General features: G+C 70.6%; 15 protein-coding genes and 1 pseudogene. 15 read left to right on the forward strand and 1 reads right to left on the reverse strand.

Annotation, left to right across the window (positions count from 1 at the left end; genetic code table 11):
• Positions 1-7: 7 nt before the first annotated feature.
• The 15 genes and pseudogenes from tsf (at position 8) to RBXJA2T_RS17800 (ending at position 14,150) form a co-directional block, all read left to right on the forward strand.
• Positions 8-928, forward strand: a complete 921-nt coding sequence (gene tsf, locus RBXJA2T_RS17730; RefSeq protein ID WP_009858806.1) for a translation elongation factor Ts — start codon at positions 8-10, stop codon at positions 926-928.
• A 78-nt stretch (positions 929-1,006) separates the two neighbouring features.
• Positions 1,007-1,717 carry a UMP kinase gene (gene pyrH, locus RBXJA2T_RS17735; protein ID WP_009858807.1) on the forward strand — a complete coding sequence of 237 codons (711 nt, stop codon included), beginning with the start codon at positions 1,007-1,009 and terminating at the stop codon, positions 1,715-1,717.
• A gap of 15 nt (positions 1,718-1,732) precedes the next feature.
• A complete protein-coding gene (frr, locus tag RBXJA2T_RS17740; protein ID WP_009858808.1) occupies positions 1,733-2,293 on the forward strand; it encodes a ribosome recycling factor in 561 nt (186 codons plus the stop codon).
• A 16-nt stretch (positions 2,294-2,309) separates the two neighbouring features.
• Positions 2,310-3,080, forward strand: a complete 771-nt coding sequence (gene uppS / locus RBXJA2T_RS17745; RefSeq protein ID WP_009858809.1) for a polyprenyl diphosphate synthase — start codon at positions 2,310-2,312, stop codon at positions 3,078-3,080.
• Positions 3,081-3,086: 6 nt separating this feature from the next.
• The gene (locus RBXJA2T_RS17750; RefSeq protein ID WP_009858810.1) at positions 3,087-3,923 is read left to right on the forward strand and encodes a phosphatidate cytidylyltransferase; all 837 of its coding nucleotides are present in this window, start codon (positions 3,087-3,089) and stop codon (positions 3,921-3,923) included.
• A 29-nt stretch (positions 3,924-3,952) separates the two neighbouring features.
• Positions 3,953-5,137 carry a 1-deoxy-D-xylulose-5-phosphate reductoisomerase gene (gene ispC, locus RBXJA2T_RS17755; protein ID WP_009858811.1) on the forward strand — a complete coding sequence of 395 codons (1,185 nt, stop codon included), beginning with the start codon at positions 3,953-3,955 and terminating at the stop codon, positions 5,135-5,137.
• Positions 5,134-6,504, forward strand: a complete 1,371-nt coding sequence (gene rseP / locus RBXJA2T_RS17760; RefSeq protein WP_009858812.1) for an RIP metalloprotease RseP — start codon at positions 5,134-5,136, stop codon at positions 6,502-6,504. Before ispC ends, rseP begins: the two co-directional genes overlap by 4 nt.
• Positions 6,505-6,509: 5 nt before the next feature.
• Positions 6,510-8,813, forward strand: coding sequence for an outer membrane protein assembly factor BamA (bamA, locus tag RBXJA2T_RS17765; protein ID WP_029718334.1), 2,304 nt, complete (start codon positions 6,510-6,512; stop codon positions 8,811-8,813).
• 14 nt (positions 8,814-8,827) lie between these two features.
• A complete protein-coding gene (locus tag RBXJA2T_RS17770) occupies positions 8,828-9,334 on the forward strand; it encodes an OmpH/Skp family outer membrane protein (RefSeq protein WP_085977013.1) in 507 nt (168 codons plus the stop codon).
• 16 nt (positions 9,335-9,350) lie between these two features.
• Positions 9,351-10,376: a UDP-3-O-(3-hydroxymyristoyl)glucosamine N-acyltransferase gene (gene lpxD, locus RBXJA2T_RS17775; RefSeq protein WP_009858815.1), complete on the forward strand. Its 1,026-nt coding sequence runs from the start codon at positions 9,351-9,353 to the stop codon at positions 10,374-10,376.
• 8 nt (positions 10,377-10,384) lie between these two features.
• Complete coding sequence (fabZ, locus tag RBXJA2T_RS17780) at positions 10,385-10,825, forward strand: 3-hydroxyacyl-ACP dehydratase FabZ (RefSeq protein WP_029718335.1); 441 nt, start codon at positions 10,385-10,387, stop codon at positions 10,823-10,825.
• 7 nt (positions 10,826-10,832) lie between these two features.
• Positions 10,833-11,621, forward strand: a complete 789-nt coding sequence (gene lpxA / locus RBXJA2T_RS17785; protein ID WP_009858817.1) for an acyl-ACP--UDP-N-acetylglucosamine O-acyltransferase — start codon at positions 10,833-10,835, stop codon at positions 11,619-11,621.
• A gap of 5 nt (positions 11,622-11,626) precedes the next feature.
• Positions 11,627-12,763 carry a lipid-A-disaccharide synthase gene (lpxB, locus tag RBXJA2T_RS17790; RefSeq protein WP_029718336.1) on the forward strand — a complete coding sequence of 379 codons (1,137 nt, stop codon included), beginning with the start codon at positions 11,627-11,629 and terminating at the stop codon, positions 12,761-12,763.
• Positions 12,729-13,373 carry a ribonuclease HII gene (rnhB, locus tag RBXJA2T_RS17795; RefSeq protein WP_009858819.1) on the forward strand — a complete coding sequence of 215 codons (645 nt, stop codon included), beginning with the start codon at positions 12,729-12,731 and terminating at the stop codon, positions 13,371-13,373. Before lpxB ends, rnhB begins: the two co-directional genes overlap by 35 nt.
• Positions 13,370-14,150: pseudogene (locus RBXJA2T_RS17800) on the forward strand (TrmH family RNA methyltransferase). The gene rnhB and the pseudogene RBXJA2T_RS17800 overlap by 4 nt, the downstream one beginning before the upstream one ends.
• Position 14,151: 1 nt before the next feature.
• Here the strand turns inward: RBXJA2T_RS17800 and ppsR are convergent.
• The gene (gene ppsR, locus RBXJA2T_RS17805; RefSeq protein ID WP_009858821.1) at positions 14,152-14,976 is read right to left on the reverse strand and encodes a posphoenolpyruvate synthetase regulatory kinase/phosphorylase PpsR; all 825 of its coding nucleotides are present in this window, start codon (positions 14,974-14,976) and stop codon (positions 14,152-14,154) included.
• Positions 14,977-15,064: the final 88 nt, after the last annotated feature.

The following is a 15,064-nucleotide window of genomic DNA, read 5'->3' on the forward strand; positions in this document are numbered from 1 at the left end:
TAGAGAGATGCCCGCAATCACCGCCAGCATGGTTGCCGAACTGCGCGCCAAGACCGACGCGCCGATGATGGAGTGCAAGAAGGCGCTCACCGAGGCCGACGGCGACATCGCCCGCGCCGAGGAGATCCTGCGCGTCAAGCTCGGCAACAAGGCCGGCAAGGCCGCCAGCCGCGTGACCGCCGAAGGCGTCGTCGCCGCGGCCGTCGACGGCACGACCGGCGCGCTCGTCGAGATCAACTGCGAGACCGACTTCGTCTCGAAGAACGACTCGTTCCTGGCCTTCGCCAAGGCCGCGGCCCAGCTCGTCGCCGAGAAGAACCCGGCCGACGTCGCCGCGCTCGGCGCGCTGGCCTACGAGCAGGACGGCTTCGGCCCGACGCTCGAGGACGTGCGCAAGGGCCTGATCGGCAAGATCGGCGAGAACATGTCGATCCGCCGCTTCAAGCGCTACGCCGGCGGCGGCCAGCTCGCCAGCTACCTGCACGGCACGCGCATCGGCGTGGTCGTCGAGTTCGACGGTGACGCCGTCGCCGCCAAGGACGTCGCGATGCACGTCGCCGCGATGAAGCCCAAGGCGCTGGCTGCCAGCGAAGTCCCGGCCGAGCTGGTCGAGTCCGAGCGCCGCATCGCCGCCGAGAAGGCTGCCGAGGACGCCGCCGCCGCGACCGCCGCCGGCAAGCCGGTGCAGTCGCCGGAGATCGTCGCCAAGCGCGTCGAGGGTTCGGTGCAGAAGTTCCTGAAGGAGGTCTCGCTGCTGAACCAGGCCTTCGTCAAGAACGACAAGCAGACCGTCGAGCAGATGCTCAAGGCCGCCGGCACCACGGTGAAGGGCTTCACCCTGTACGTGGTCGGCGAAGGCATCGAGAAGAAGGTCGACGACTTCGCTGCCGAAGTCGCGGCCCAGGTCGCTGCCGCCAAGGGCCAGTAAGCTAGGTCCTGCAACAAAGGGGGCCTCGTGCCCCCTTACACTCACTCTCGCACCCTCATCGATTCAGGAGTCTCCCGCATGCCGGCATACAAGCGCATTCTGCTCAAACTGTCGGGCGAGGCGCTGATGGGAGAGGACTCGTACGGCATCAACCGCGGCACCATCGTGCGCATGGTGCGCGAAGTCCAGGAGATCACCAGCCTGGGCTGCCAGGTCGCCGTCGTCATCGGCGGCGGCAACATCTTCCGCGGTGTCGCGGGCGGCTCGGTCGGCATGGACCGCGCCACCGCCGACTACATGGGCATGCTGGCCACCGTGATGAACTCGCTGGCGCTGGCCGACACGATGCGCCAGGAAGGCATGACCGCGCGTGTCATGTCGGCGATCTCGATCGAGCAGGTCGTCGAGCCGTACGTGCGTCCCAAGGCGCTGCAGTACCTCGAGGAAGACAAGATCGTCGTCTTCGCCGCCGGTACCGGCAACCCGTTCTTCACCACCGACACCGCCGCCGCGCTGCGCGGCGCCGAGATCGGCGCCGAGGTCGTGCTCAAGGCGACCAAGGTCGACGGTGTCTATTCCGCCGACCCCAACAAGGACCCGACCGCGACGCGCTACTCGACGATCGGCTTCGACGAAGCCATCGCGCGGAACCTGCAGGTGATGGACGCCACGGCGTTCGCGCTGTGCCGCGACCAGAAGCTGCCGATCCGGGTCTTCAGCATCAACAAGCCCGGCGCCCTCAAGCGCGTCGTGCTGGGCGAAGACGAAGGCACGCTCGTGCACGTTTGACGAGGCCTCACCTCCATGACCATCGCTGACATCCAGAAGACGGCCGCCGAGAAGATGGCGAAGTCCGTCGACGCGTTCAAGAACGAACTGCACAAGATCCGCACCGGCCGCGCCCACCCCGGCATCCTCGACCAGGTGCATGTCGAGTACTACGGCTCGATGCTGCCGATCAGCCAGGTCGCCAACGTCTCGCTGCTCGACGCCCGCACGATCAGCGTCCAGCCCTGGGAAAAGGGCATGGGCCCGAAGATCGAGAAGGCGATCCGCGAGTCCGACCTCGGCCTGAACCCCTCCGCCCAGGGCGACCTGCTGCGCGTGCCGATGCCCGCGCTGACCGAGGAGCGCCGCAAGGAGCTGACCAAGGTCGTGCGCCACACCGGCGAGGAAGCCAAGATCCACGTGCGCGCCGTCCGCCGCGACGCCAACGACCAGCTGAAGAAGCTGGTCAAGGACAAGCTCGTCTCCGAGGACGACGAGCGCCGCGGCCAGGACGAGGTCCAGCGCCTGACCGACCGCACCATCGCCGAGATCGACAAGCTCGTCCAGGCGAAGGAAGCGGAGGTCATGGCCGTCTGAGCCACCTGCGTCGCCGATGACCCATCTCCCGCTGACCGAGAACCTCGCGCCCGACGGCACGGCGCTCGATCGCGCGATTCCGCGTCATGTCGCCGTCGTGATGGACGGCAACGGCCGCTGGGCGCGCCAGCGCTACATGCCGCGTTTCTTCGGCCACAAGCAGGGGGTCGACGCGCTGGTGCGGGCGGTCAACGTCTTTGCCGAGCGCGGCGTCGAGTACCTCACGGTGTTCGCGTTCTCGTCCGAGAACTGGAAGCGGCCGTCCGACGAGGTCTCGGGCCTGATGGGGCTGGTGCTGGTCGCCGTGTCCAAGTACCTGGCCAAGATGGCCGGCGACGGGGTGCGCATCCGCATCATCGGTGACCGCTCCGCGGTCTCCGACAAGCTGCGCGAGGCCTGGGACCGCGCCGAGGCGCTGACCGCCGACAACCACCGCATCACGCTGTCGGTGGCCTTCAACTACGGCGGCCGCTGGGACGTCGTCCAGGCCTGCCGCCAGGCGATGGCCGACGGCATCCGGCCCGAGGACTTCGACGAGTCCTATCTGTCGCGGCACATGGCGCTGTCCTTCGCGCCCGACCCGGACCTCTTCATCCGCACCGGCGGCGAGATGCGCATGAGCAACTTCCTGCTCTGGCAGGCGGCGTACTCGGAGCTGTTCTTCACCGAGTGCCTGTGGCCCGATTTCGGCGAAGCCGAGATCGACGCCGCGCTGGCCGCCTTCGCGCAGCGTGACCGCCGGTTCGGCGGCATCCGTGCGCCGCAGGTGATGTCCGAAAGCTCCTGAGGTTCCATGCTGCGACAGCGGGTCATCACGGCCGTCGCCCTGCTTCTCGTCCTCATCGCGTCGCTGGCGGCCCCCGGGCCGGTCTGGTTCGCGCTGCTGACGCTCGTGCTGCTGGCCGCGGCCGGCTGGGAGTGGGCACGGCTGAACCAGGCCGGGCAGGGCCTCGCGGTGGCGATGGGGGCGCTGCTCGCGGCGGCCTGCGCCGGCTCGCTGGCCGCTGGCTGGGTCGAGCAGCCGCCGTCCGGCGTCTGGTGGCTGGCCGTGGCGCTGTGGGTGCCCGGCAGCGTCGTCGCGCTGCACGGTGGCCCGGCGGCCTGGCCGCGCCTGCCGCGGCTCGCCCGCTGGGGCCTGGGCCTGGTGATGCTCTGGGTCGCCTGGCTGGCGATCGCGCATGCGCGTGCCGTCGGCCTGAACTTCATGTTCTCGGTGTTCTGCCTGGTGTGGGCGGCCGACATCTGCGCCTACTTCGGCGGCCGTGCCTTCGGCCGGCGCAAGCTCGCGCCGTCGATCAGCCCGGGCAAGAGCTGGGCCGGTGTCTGGAGCGGCCTGGCCGGCGTGCTGCTGCTGGCCGTCGCCTGGATGGCCGTCGACGGCCGCTGGAGTCTCGACGGCCCGGGTCTTTACACCCGCATGGCGGACTCCCTGGGCCCGGCGGTCGGCGTCGCGGCGCTGCTGGTGCTGGTCGCGATGAGCGTCGTCGGCGATCTCGTCGAGTCGCTCGTCAAGCGCGCCGCCGGCGCCAAGGACAGCAGCCGGCTGTTGCCCGGCCATGGCGGCGTGCTCGACCGTGTCGATGCGCTGCTGCCGGTCTTCCCGATCGCCCTGGCCTTCGCCGGGGTCTAAGCTATTTCTCGTTTCCTGGGTCAGGCATCGTGAGCACACCCCAACGTCTGGTCATCCTCGGCTCCACCGGCTCCATCGGCACCAGCACGCTGGACGTCGTGGCCCGCCATCCCGAGCGTTTTCAGGTCCACGGCCTGAGCGCCTTCCAGCGCGTGGAAGAACTCGCGGCCCAGTGTCGCCAGTTCCATCCGCGCGTGGCCGTCGTGCCGACCGAGGAACGGGCGGCGGCGCTGCGCGCGCTGCTCGGCGGCGTGCGCACCGAGGTCCGCGTCGGCGCCCAGGCGCTGTGCGAGCTGGTGGCCGAGCCCGAGGTCGACAGCGTGATGGCGGCCATCGTCGGCGCTGCCGGCCTGCCGTCGTGCATGGCCGCGGCGCGTGCCGGCAAGCGGCTGCTGCTGGCCAACAAGGAGGCGCTCGTCGTCGGCGGCGCGCTGTTCATGAAGGCGGTCGAGGACGGTGGCGCGACGCTGCTGCCGATCGACAGCGAACACTCGGCGATCTTCCAGTGCCTGCCCGAGGACCGCGGCGTCTGGGGCCAGCGCATCGACCACATCGTGCTGACGGCCAGCGGCGGCCCGTTCCGCCACCGCGACCCGGCGACGCTCGCCGACGTCACGCCCGAACAGGCCGTGGCCCACCCGAACTGGGTCATGGGCCGCAAGATCTCGGTCGACTCGGCGACGATGATGAACAAGGCGCTCGAGGTGATCGAGGCGCGCTGGCTGTTCGGCCTGGAGCCCGAGCAGGTGCGCGTCGTCATCCACCCGCAGAGCATCATCCACTCGATGGTCGTGTGCCGCGACAACTCGGTGCTGGCGCAGCTCGGCACGCCCGACATGCGCGTGCCGATCGCCTACGGCCTGGCGTTCCCCGAGCGCATCGAGTCCGGCGCCTCGCGCCTGGACTTCCTGCAACTGCAGGCGCTGACCTTCGAGGAGCCCGACCTGCGCCGCTTCCCCGGCCTGGCGCTGGCCTGGGAGACGCTGCGCGGCCCGGTGGGCGCCACCGCGGTGATGAACGCCGCCAACGAGGAGGCCGTCGCGGCCTTCCTGGATCGCCGCATCGGCTTCACCGACATCCACGCCGTCAACGCCGGCACCGTCGAGCGCCTGGTGCCGGCGCTGGGCACGATCGCCTCGATCGACGAGCTGATCGCGCTCGACGAGCAGGCCCGCGCCGCCGCGCGCACGCTGATCGGGGCGCTGGCCGCGTGATCGCGACCGTCCTCGGCTTCGTGCTGACGCTCGGCGTGCTGATCGTCGTGCACGAGTACGGGCACTACCGTGTCGCCGTGGCCTGCGGCGTCAAGGTGCAGCGTTTTTCGGTCGGCTTCGGCCGCGTGCTGTTCAGCCGCGTGCGCGGTGCCGACCGCACCGAGTTCGTCGTCTGCGCGCTGCCGCTGGGCGGCTACGTGAAGATGCTCGACGAGCGCGAGGCACCGGTGGCGCGTCACGAGCTCCATCGCGCCTTCAACCGCCAGCCGCTGTCGCGGCGCGCGGCCATCGTCGTCGCCGGGCCTGCCGCCAACCTGCTGCTGGCGGTGCTGCTGTATGCCGCGGCGCACTGGATCGGCATCGAGGAGCCCAAGGCCGTGCTCGGCACGCCGCCGGCGGGCAGCGCCGTCGAGGCCGCCGGCCTGCGTGCCGGCGACTGGGTGCGCGCCGTGTCGCGCGACGGCCAGTCGTGGGACGAGGTCGACTCGATGACCGACCTGCGCTGGCAGGTGACGCAGGCCGCGATGCAGGGCCGCTCGCTCGAGCTCGAGGTCAGCGACCGTGCCGGCCACGGCATGCGCAGCCTGCGGCTGGACCTGTCGGCCTATTCGGCGCGCGACGTCGACTCGCGGTTCGTCGGCCGGATGGGCTTCGGCGCGCCGTTCAGCGAGGCGCTGATCGGCGAGGTGCGCGCCGGCAGCCCGGGCGAGGCCGCCGGGCTGCGCGCGGGCGACCGCGTGCTGCTCGTCGACGGTCAGCCGGTGGCCGACGCCACCTCGCTCGTGCGCCGCGTGCGCGCGGCGGTGCGCGACGGCGAGGGCGTGCCGATGCGCTGGCGCGTCGAGCGCGGAGGCGCCGAGCGCGAGCTCGATGTCGTGCCGCGCGTCGTGCAGACCGCCGACGGCCCCGCCGGGCGCATCGACACCGTCGTCGGGTCCGCGCCCGAGACGGTCCTCGTGCGCCGCGGCCTGCTCGACGGCCTGCAGGAGGGTGCCGCGCGGACCTGGGAGGTGTCGACGCTGACGCTCGGCATGATCGGCAACATGCTGGTCGGCGACGCCTCGCTGAAGAACCTCAGCGGCCCGCTGACGATCGCCGACTACGCCGGCCAGTCGGTGCAGCGCGGCGCCGCGGTCTACCTCGGCTTCCTGGCGCTGGTCAGCGTCAGCCTCGGGGTGCTGAACCTGCTGCCGCTGCCGATGCTCGATGGCGGCCACCTCATGTATTACATTTTCGAGGCCGTCACCGGACGGCCTGTCTCCGAACTGTGGCTGGCGAGGCTGCAGCGCGGCGGGATCGCGGTGCTGCTGATGATGATGTCGCTCGCCCTCTTCAACGACGTGGCCCGGCTGCTGGGCCTGCACTGAACCCCATGCTCCCAGTCATTCCGACCACTCCGCAGCGCGTGGCCTGCGCCCTGTTTGCCAGCGCGGCCGTGCTGGCCACGCCGGCCGCCCATGCCGTCACGCCCTTCGTCCTGCAGGACATCCGCATCGAGGGCCTGCAGCGCACCGACCCCGGCACCGTGTTCGGCGCGCTGCCGTTCCGCATCGGCGACACCTACAACGACGAGAAGGGTGCCGCCGCGCTGCGTGCGCTCTTCGGCACCGGCCTGTTCAACGACGTGCGCCTGGAGGTCGACGGCAAGGACCTGGTGGTCGTCGTCGACGAACGGGCCATCGTCGCCTCGGTCAACTTCGTCGGCTTGAGGGAGTTCGACTCCGAGCCGCTGATCAAGTCGCTGCGCGATTCCGGCATCGGCGAAGGCCTGCCCTTCGACAAGGCCCTGATCGACCGCGCCGAGCAGGAGATCAAGCGCCAGTACCTGACGCGCAGCCTGTACGGTGCCGAGGTCGTCACCACGGTGACGCCGCTGGAGCGCAACCGCGTCAACGTGACCTTCACGATGAACGAGGGCGATGCGGCCAAGATCACCGACATCCGCATCGTCGGTGCCCGGGCGTTCAAGGAGTCCACGCTGCTGGACCTGTTCGACCTGACCCCCGGCGGCTGGCTGACCTGGTACACGAAGAACGACCGTTATTCGCGCAGCAAGCTCAACGCCGACCTCGAGAAGCTGCGGGCCTGGTACGTCAACCGCGGCTACCTCGAGTTCAACGTCGACGCCACCCAGGTCACGATCTCGCCGGACAAGCAGTCGATCGCGATCACGATCTCGATCCGCGAAGGCCAGCCCTACACCGTCACCGCGGTGCGGCTGGAGGGCGACTACCTCGGCAAGGACGACGAGTTCCGCGCCCTGGTCGGCATCCGGCCCGGCACGCCCTACAACGGCGACGCGGTGGCCGAGACCACGCGCCGCATCACCGAGCGTTTCGGCCTCTACGGCTACGCCTTCGCGCGCGTCGAGCCTCGGCCGGAGATCGACCGCGAGAAGGGCCAGGTCGTGCTGGTGCTCGGCGCCGAGCCGCAGCGCCGCGTCTACGTGCGCCGCGTCGACGTCGCCGGCAACGCGCGCACCCGCGACGAGATCATCCGCCGCGAGTTCCGCCAGCTGGAGTCGTCGTGGTACGACGGCGACCGCATCAAGCTGTCGCGCGACCGTGTCGACCGTCTGGGCTACTTCAGCGACGTCGCCGTCGACACCACCGAGGTGCCCGGTGCGCCCGACCAGGTGGACCTGACGGTCAAGGTCGAGGAGAAGGCCACCGGCAACCTGATGCTGGGTGCCGGCTACTCCAACGCCGAGCGGCTGTCGCTGACGGCGTCGATCCAGCAGGACAACGTCTTCGGCTCGGGCAACTACCTCGGCTTCCAGATCAACACCAGCAAGTCGCAGCGCACGCTGGTGCTGAGCACGACCGACCCGTACTTCACCCAGGACGGGATCTCGCGCGCGCTGGACATCTACTACCGCACGACCCGCCCCTACAACAGCCTGGGCGACAGCTACGACCTGGCGACGCAGGGCGCCTCGGTGCGTTTCGGCGTGCCGTTCTCCGAGTACGACACGGTCTTCTTCGGCATCGGCGCGGAGACGACCAAGATCGGCACCTCGGCCGGCATTCCGCTGACCTACCTGAACTACCGCGTCGCCTATGGCGAGAGCAGCTATTCGGTGCCGCTGACGCTGGGCTGGCAGCGTGACCGCCGCGACAGCGCGCTGGTGCCCTCGCGCGGGCGCTACACGCGTGTCAACGCCGAGATGAGCCTGGTCGGCGACGTGCGCTACGTGCGCACCAACCTGCAGTACCAGGAGTTCTGGCCGATGCCCTGGCGTACGACGCTGGGCGCCAACGCCGAGCTCGGCTGGGGCGAGGGCATCGGCGGGCGTCCGTACCCGATCTTCAAGAACTTCTACGGCGGCGGCCTCGGCACGGTGCGCGGCTTCGAGCAGAACTCGCTGGGCGTCGTCGACCCGACCGGCGCCTACATCGGCGGCTCCAAGCGCCTGAACCTCAACACCTCGCTGTACTTCCCGGTGCCGGGGACGGGCAACGACAAGACGCTGCGCATCTTCGCCTTCGGTGACGCGGGCAACGTCTGGCGCGATGGCGAGACCGTCGACCTCGGCACGCTGCGCGCGTCCGCGGGTCTGGGCCTGAGCTGGATCTCCCCGGTCGGCCCGCTGCAGTTGAGCTATGCGGTGCCGCTGCGTGTCGAGCGCACCGATAAAATCCAACGTTTCCAATTCCAGATCGGGACCTCGTTCTGATGAAGGTGCAGCCCATGAAATCCCTCCTTGCTGCCGTCGCCCTCGTGGCGCTGGTGCCGCTGGCCGGCGCGCAGGAGCTGAAGATCGGCTACGTCAACAGCGAGCGTGTGCTGCGCGAGGCGGCGCCCGCCAAGGCGGCGCAGGCCAAGCTCGAGACCGAGTTCAGCAAGCGCGAGCGCGAGCTGTCCGACCAGGCCGCCCGGCTCAAGGCCGCGGCCGACAAGCTCGAGAAGGACGGCCCGACGCTCGGCGAGAGCGAGCGCAGCCGCCGCCAGCGCGAGCTCGTCGACCAGGACCGCGAGTTCCAGCGCAAGCGCCGCGAGTTCCAGGAAGACCTGAACCAGCGCCGCAACGAGGAACTGGCCAGCGTCGTCGAACGCGCCAACCGCGTCATCAAGCAGATCTTCGACCAGGAGAAGTACGACCTGATCCTGCAGGAGGTCGTCTTCGCGGGTCCGCGCGTGGACATCACCGACAAGGTGCTGAAGGTCCTGAACGCGCCGGCCGGCGCGGGCAAGTGAAGACGGTCTGCCGCTCGTGCAAGCGCGCATCGGCGACCTGGCCGCGCTGCTCGGCGGCGAACTGATCGGAGACCCGGAACACACGGTCGTCCGCCTCGGCACGCTCGAGCGTGCCGAGGCCGACACCGTCAGCTTCCTGTCCAACCCCCGCTACCAGGCCCAGCTGGCGACGACACGTGCCGGCTGCGTGATCGTGTCGGCGGCGATGCGCGAGGCGGCTGCCGCGCGCGTCGCCGCGATCGTCGTCGCCGACCCCTACCTGGCCTACGCGCGCCTGTCCCAGTGGTGGGCCGCCCGGCTGCGCGAGCGGCCGGCCGCCGGCATCCACCCGAGCGCCGTCGTCGAGGAGGGCGCGATCGTCGCGCCAGGTGCCTCGATCGGGGCGCTGGCCTTCGTCGGTGCCGGCGCGGTCGTCGAGGCCGGCGCCATCGTCTCGGCCCAGGCCCACGTCGGCGAGGGCGCCTTCGTCGGCGAGGGCACGGTGCTCAAGCCGCGGGCGATGCTCGCCTTCGGCTGCCGCATCGGCGCCCGCGGCATCGTGCACGGCGGCGCGGTGATCGGCGCCGACGGCTTCGGCTTCGCGCCGGAGGCCGGGCGCTGGACCAAGATCGAGCAGCTCGGCGCGGTGCGCCTGGGTGACGACGTGGAGATCGGCGCCAACACCTGCATCGACCGCGGCGCGCTCGACGACACCGTCGTCGATGACGGCGTGAAGATCGACAACCTGGTGCAGATCGCGCACAACGTGCGCATCGGCGCCCACACCGCGTTCGCGGGCTGCTCGGCCGTGGCGGGCAGCACGCGCATCGGCCGCCACTGCACGATCGGCGGCGCGGCCAACATCGTCGGCCACCTGGAGATCTGCGACGGCGTGCACATCAGCGCGGCGACGCTGGTCACGGCCTCGATCCGCAAGCCCGGCCACTACACCGGCGTCTTCCCCTGCGACGACCACGCGTCCTGGGAGAAGAACGCCGCGACCCTGAAGAACCTGCATTCCCTGCGTGAGCGCCTGCGGGCGCTGGAGAAGAAGACATCATGAGCGAGCCGGTGCTGGACATCCACAAGATCCTGAAGAAGCTGCCGCACCGTTATCCGATCCTGCTCGTCGACCGCGTCGTCGAGTTCGAGAAGAACGTGCGCATCAAGGCCATCAAGAACGTCACGATCAACGAGCCGTTCTTCATGGGCCACTTCCCGGCGCGCCCGGTGATGCCCGGCGTGATGATGCTCGAGGCCCTGGCGCAGAGCGCCGCGCTGCTGTCCTTCGAGTCGATGGGCACCGAGCCCGGCGACGACACCGTCGTCTACTTCGTCGGCATCGACGGCGCGCGTTTCAAGCGGGTCGTCGAGCCGGGCGACCAACTCGTGCTGGAGGCCTGGATCGACCGCGCCAAGGGCGGCATCTACAAGTACAAGACGCGCGCCAGCGTCGACGGCGAGACCGCCGTCGAGGCCGAGCTGATGTGCACGATGCGCAAAGTCGCCTGAGGCCGAGATGACCCGGATCCACCCGACGGCCATCGTCGACCCGAAGGCCGAGCTCGACGCGTCGGTCAGCGTCGGCCCGTACACGATCATCGGCGCCGGCGTGCGCATCGCCGCCGGCAGCTCGATCGGCCCGCACTGCATCGTCGAGGGCCCGACGACGATCGGCCGCGACAACACGATCTACGGCCATGCCGCGATCGGCACCGCGCCGCAGGACATGAAGTACCGCGGCGAGCCGACCGAACTCGTCATCGGCGACCGCAACACGATCCGCGAGTTCTGCCACTTCAACCGCGGCACGACCCAGGACGGCGGCGTCACGCGCATCGGCGACGACAACTGGATCATGGCCTACGTGCACATCGCGCACGACGTGCAACTGGGCAGCCGCTGCATCCTGGCCAACAACGCCACGCTGGCCGGCCACGTGCACGTCGGCGACTGGGTCATCGTCGGCGGCCTGACCGGCATCCACCAGTTCTGCCACGTCGGCTCGCACGCGATGACCGGCTTCCAGAGCCACGTCTCGCAGGACGTGCCGCCGTTCATGATGGTCAGCGGCAACCCGCTGGGCGTGCACGGCTTCAACGTCGAGGGCCTGCGCCGGCGCGGCTTCTCGCGCGAGCGCATCGGCCAGGTCAAGCAGATCCACCGTCTGCTCTACCGCGACGGGCTGACGCTGGAGAAGGCGCGCGAGGCGATCGCCGCGCTCGCCGGCCAGGTCGACGGCGGCGATGCCGACGTCGCGCTGGTGCTGGACTTCCTCGCCGCGTCGACGCGGGGCATCGCGCGCTGAATCCCATGCGACTGGCGATGGTCGCGGGCGAAGCCTCCGGCGACCTGCTCGCCGGACTGCTGCTGGGCGGACTGCGCGAGCGCTGGCCGGCGCTGGCTGCCGCCGGCATCGGCGGCCCGAAGATGGCGGCGCAGGGCTTCGAGGCCTGGTGGCCCAGCGACAAGCTGGCCGTGCACGGCTACGCCGACGCGCTGCGCCACTACCGCGAGATCAAGGGCATCCGCGACCGCCTCGGCGACCGCCTGCTGGCCGAGCCGCCGGCGGTTTTCGTCGGCGTCGACGCGCCCGACTTCAACCTCGGGCTGGAAAAGCGGCTGAAGGCCGCCGGCATCCCGTCGGTGCACTTCGTCTGCCCGTCGATCTGGGCCTGGCGCGGCGGCCGCGCGAAGAAGATGGCCGCCAGCTGCGACCACGTGCTGTGCCTGTTCCCGTTCGAGCCCGAGCTGCTGCAGCGCCACGGCGTCGCCGCGACCTACGTCGGCCACCCGCTGGCCGACGCGATCCCGGTCGAGCCGCCGCGCGCCGCCGCGCGTGCGGCGCTGGGGCTGGGCGAGGCCGAGCCGGTGGTCGCGGTGCTGCCGGGCAGCCGGCGCGGCGAGATCGAGCACATCGCGCCGGCCTTTCTGCAGGCCGCCGCGCGGATGCACCGCCAGCGGCCGGAGCTGCGTTTCCTGCTGCCGCTCGCGCCGGGCCTGCGGGCGATGGTCGAGCCGCTGGTCGCGGCGCATGCCGGCGACGCGCCGATCCAGCTGCTCGACGGCCGCTCGCACGAGGTGCTGGCCGCCTGCGACGTGACGCTGATCGCCAGCGGCACGGCGACGCTGGAGGCGGCGCTGTTCAAGCGCCCGATGGTCATCGGCTACCGCATGGCCTGGCTGTCGTGGCAGCTGATGCGCCGCATGGGTTATCTGCCCTGGGTCGGCCTGCCCAACATCCTGGCGCGCGATTTCGTCGTGCCCGAACTGCTGCAGGACCGCTGCGAGCCCGAGGCCCTGGCCCGCGAGACGCTGGCCTGGCTCGACGACGCGCCGCGTGCGCGCGACTTGCAGGCGCGTTTCGTCGAACTGCACCATCTGCTCAAGCGCGACACCGCGCGCCGTGCCACCGATGCCCTCGCGCAAGTTCTCGAAAGCCGCTCCTGAACAGCTCGACCTGGGCTGGCATCCGCCCGGTCTGGTGGCCGGCGTGGACGAAGCCGGCTGCGGGCCGCTGGCCGGGCCGGTGGTCGCTGCCGCGGTGATCCTCGACGACCAGGCGCCGATCGCCGGCCTGGCCGACTCCAAGGCGCTGAGCGCACGCCAGCGTGAACGCCTGTTCGACGAGATCCACGCGCGTGCGCTGTGCGTCTCGATCGCGCTGGCCAGCGTCGAGGAGATCGACACGCTGAACATCCTGCACGCCCGGCTGCTGGCGATGAAGCGTGCCGTCGAGACGCTGCGCCTGCTGCCCAAGCGTGTGATGGTCGACGGCAACCGGCTGCCGGTGCTGCGTTTCCCCGCCGAGGCCGTGGTCGGTGGCGACGCCAAGGTGCCGGCGATCTCGGCCGCGTCCATCGTCGCCAAGGTGCACCGCGACCGGCTCTGCGCCGAGCTGCACGCGCGCTGGCCCGACTACGGCTTCGACGGCCACAAGGGCTATCCGACGCGGGTGCACCTGGACGCCCTGCGCCGCCTGGGCGCCTGCCCCGAGCACCGGCGCAGCTTCGCCCCGGTGCGTGCCGCGCTGGCGGCGGCCGAGAAGAGCACGGCATGACGAGCGTGCGCAGCATCACCTCGCGCGACAACCCGCTGCTGGCCCGCGTGCGCCGGCTGGCGCAGGACGGCAACGCCTACCGCCGTGTCGGCCAGGTCTGGCTCGAAGGCGACCACCTCTGCGCCGCGCTGCGCGCGCGCGGGCGGCCGGCGGCGCAGGCGCTCGTCGCCGTCAGCGCCTGGGAGCAGGGTGGGGCGCTGCGCGATCTCGCCGGCTGGGCGCAGGCGGTGGCCGTCGTCGACGACGCGCTGTTCGCCGCGGCCAGCGGCCTGGAGTCGCCGGCGAAGATCGGCTTCCTGATCGACGCGCCGGCCGGTGGCGCCGTGCTGCCCGACGCGCACGGCGTCGTGCTCGACCGCGTGCAGGACGCCGGCAACGTCGGCAGCATCCTGCGCAGCGCCGCGGCGCTGGGCGCCACGCAGGTGCTGGCGCTGAAGGGCACGGCCTCGCTGTGGTCGCCCAAGGTGCTGCGCGCCGGCATGGGCGCGCATTTCGCGCTGAACCTCGTCGAAGGGCTGGACGACGCGGCGCTCGATGCGCTGGCGGTGCCGCTGGTGGCGACGCTGCCGCACGCCGGCGCGACGCTGCGCGAGGCGGCGCTGCCGCCACGCTGCGCCTGGGTGCTGGGGGCACGAAGGGCAGGGCGTCTCGGCGGCGCTGCAGTCGCGCTGCACGCTGGCGGTGCGCATCCCGCAGCCGGGCGGCGAGGAGTCGCTGAACGTCGCCGCCGCGGCGGCGATCTGCCTGTACGAATCGGCGGCGCGCGGGCCTCGGTAGGTCAGTAGATCAGGCGGTCCGGGCGGATGTCGCGCAGGATCGTCGTCGCGATCTCCTCGATCGACTTGTGCGTCGACGACAGCCACTGGATGCCCTCGCGGCGCATCATCGTCTCGGCCTCGTTGACCTCGTAGCGGCAGTTCTCCAGCGCCGCGTAGCGGCTGCCCGGGCGTCGTTCGTTGCGGATCTGCGCCAGCCGCGTCGGGTCGATCGTCAGGCCGAAGCACTTCTTGCGGTGCGGCGCCAGCATCGACGGCAGCTTGCCGCGCTCGAAGTCTTCCGGGATCAGCGGGTAGTTGGCGGCCTTCACGCCGTGCTGCATCGCCAGGTACAGCGAGGTCGGCGTCTTGCCGCAGCGGCTGACGCCGACGAGGATCACGTCGGCCAGATCGAGGTTGCGCGAGCTCTGGCCGTCGTCGTGCGCGAGGCTGAAGTTGATCGCCTCGATGCGGTCGTTGTACTCCTGGCTCTGGCTGGCGTCGTTGAAGCGGCCGACGCGGTGGTTGGACTTGACGCCCAGCTCGTCCTCCAGCGGCTCGACGAAGGTGCGGAACATGTCCAGCACCATCCCGTTGACGCCCGGGCCGGTGACACGCGCACGGATCTGCGGCTCCACCAGCGTGATGAACACGACCGGGCGGCGGCCTTCGCGCTCGGCGACCTCGTTGATCTCGGAGACGACGGCGTCGGCCTTCTCGAGCGAGTCGATGAAGGGCCGGCGCACGTGGCGCATCTTCACCGGGAACTGGTTGAGGATGGAGTTGCCGAAGGTCTCGGCGGTGATGCCGGTGCCGTCGGAGACGAAGAAGACGCTGCGTTCGGTCATGAGTTCACTTGGGGCGCCCGTGCCCCGTTTCTGGTCATCATAGGGAAAGACTTCCGTAGAATGCCTGCGAAGCATCCTGCCTTCACCT

Origin of the sequence: Rubrivivax benzoatilyticus JA2 = ATCC BAA-35, assembly GCF_000190375.1 — a bacterium.
Taxonomy (GTDB): domain Bacteria; phylum Pseudomonadota; class Gammaproteobacteria; order Burkholderiales; family Burkholderiaceae_C; genus Rubrivivax; species Rubrivivax benzoatilyticus.

Excerpts from the sequence above, each read along its gene's own strand:
- rnhB (WP_009858819.1), top strand. The coding sequence starts at position 12,729 with ATGCCCTCGCGCAAGTTCTCGAAAGCCGCTCCTGAACAGCTCGACCTG.
- lpxA (WP_009858817.1), top strand. The coding sequence starts at position 10,833 with ATGACCCGGATCCACCCGACGGCCATCGTCGACCCGAAGGCCGAGCTC.
- RBXJA2T_RS17770 (WP_085977013.1), top strand. The coding sequence starts at position 8,828 with ATGAAATCCCTCCTTGCTGCCGTCGCCCTCGTGGCGCTGGTGCCGCTG.
- bamA (WP_029718334.1), top strand. The coding sequence starts at position 6,510 with ATGCTCCCAGTCATTCCGACCACTCCGCAGCGCGTGGCCTGCGCCCTG.
- ppsR (WP_009858821.1), bottom strand. The coding sequence starts at position 14,976 with ATGACCGAACGCAGCGTCTTCTTCGTCTCCGACGGCACCGGCATCACC.
- lpxB (WP_029718336.1), top strand. The coding sequence starts at position 11,627 with ATGCGACTGGCGATGGTCGCGGGCGAAGCCTCCGGCGACCTGCTCGCC.
- RBXJA2T_RS17750 (WP_009858810.1), top strand. The coding sequence starts at position 3,087 with ATGCTGCGACAGCGGGTCATCACGGCCGTCGCCCTGCTTCTCGTCCTC.
- uppS (WP_009858809.1), top strand. The coding sequence starts at position 2,310 with ATGACCCATCTCCCGCTGACCGAGAACCTCGCGCCCGACGGCACGGCG.
- pyrH (WP_009858807.1), top strand. The coding sequence starts at position 1,007 with ATGCCGGCATACAAGCGCATTCTGCTCAAACTGTCGGGCGAGGCGCTG.
- frr (WP_009858808.1), top strand. The coding sequence starts at position 1,733 with ATGACCATCGCTGACATCCAGAAGACGGCCGCCGAGAAGATGGCGAAG.
- tsf (WP_009858806.1), top strand. The coding sequence starts at position 8 with ATGCCCGCAATCACCGCCAGCATGGTTGCCGAACTGCGCGCCAAGACC.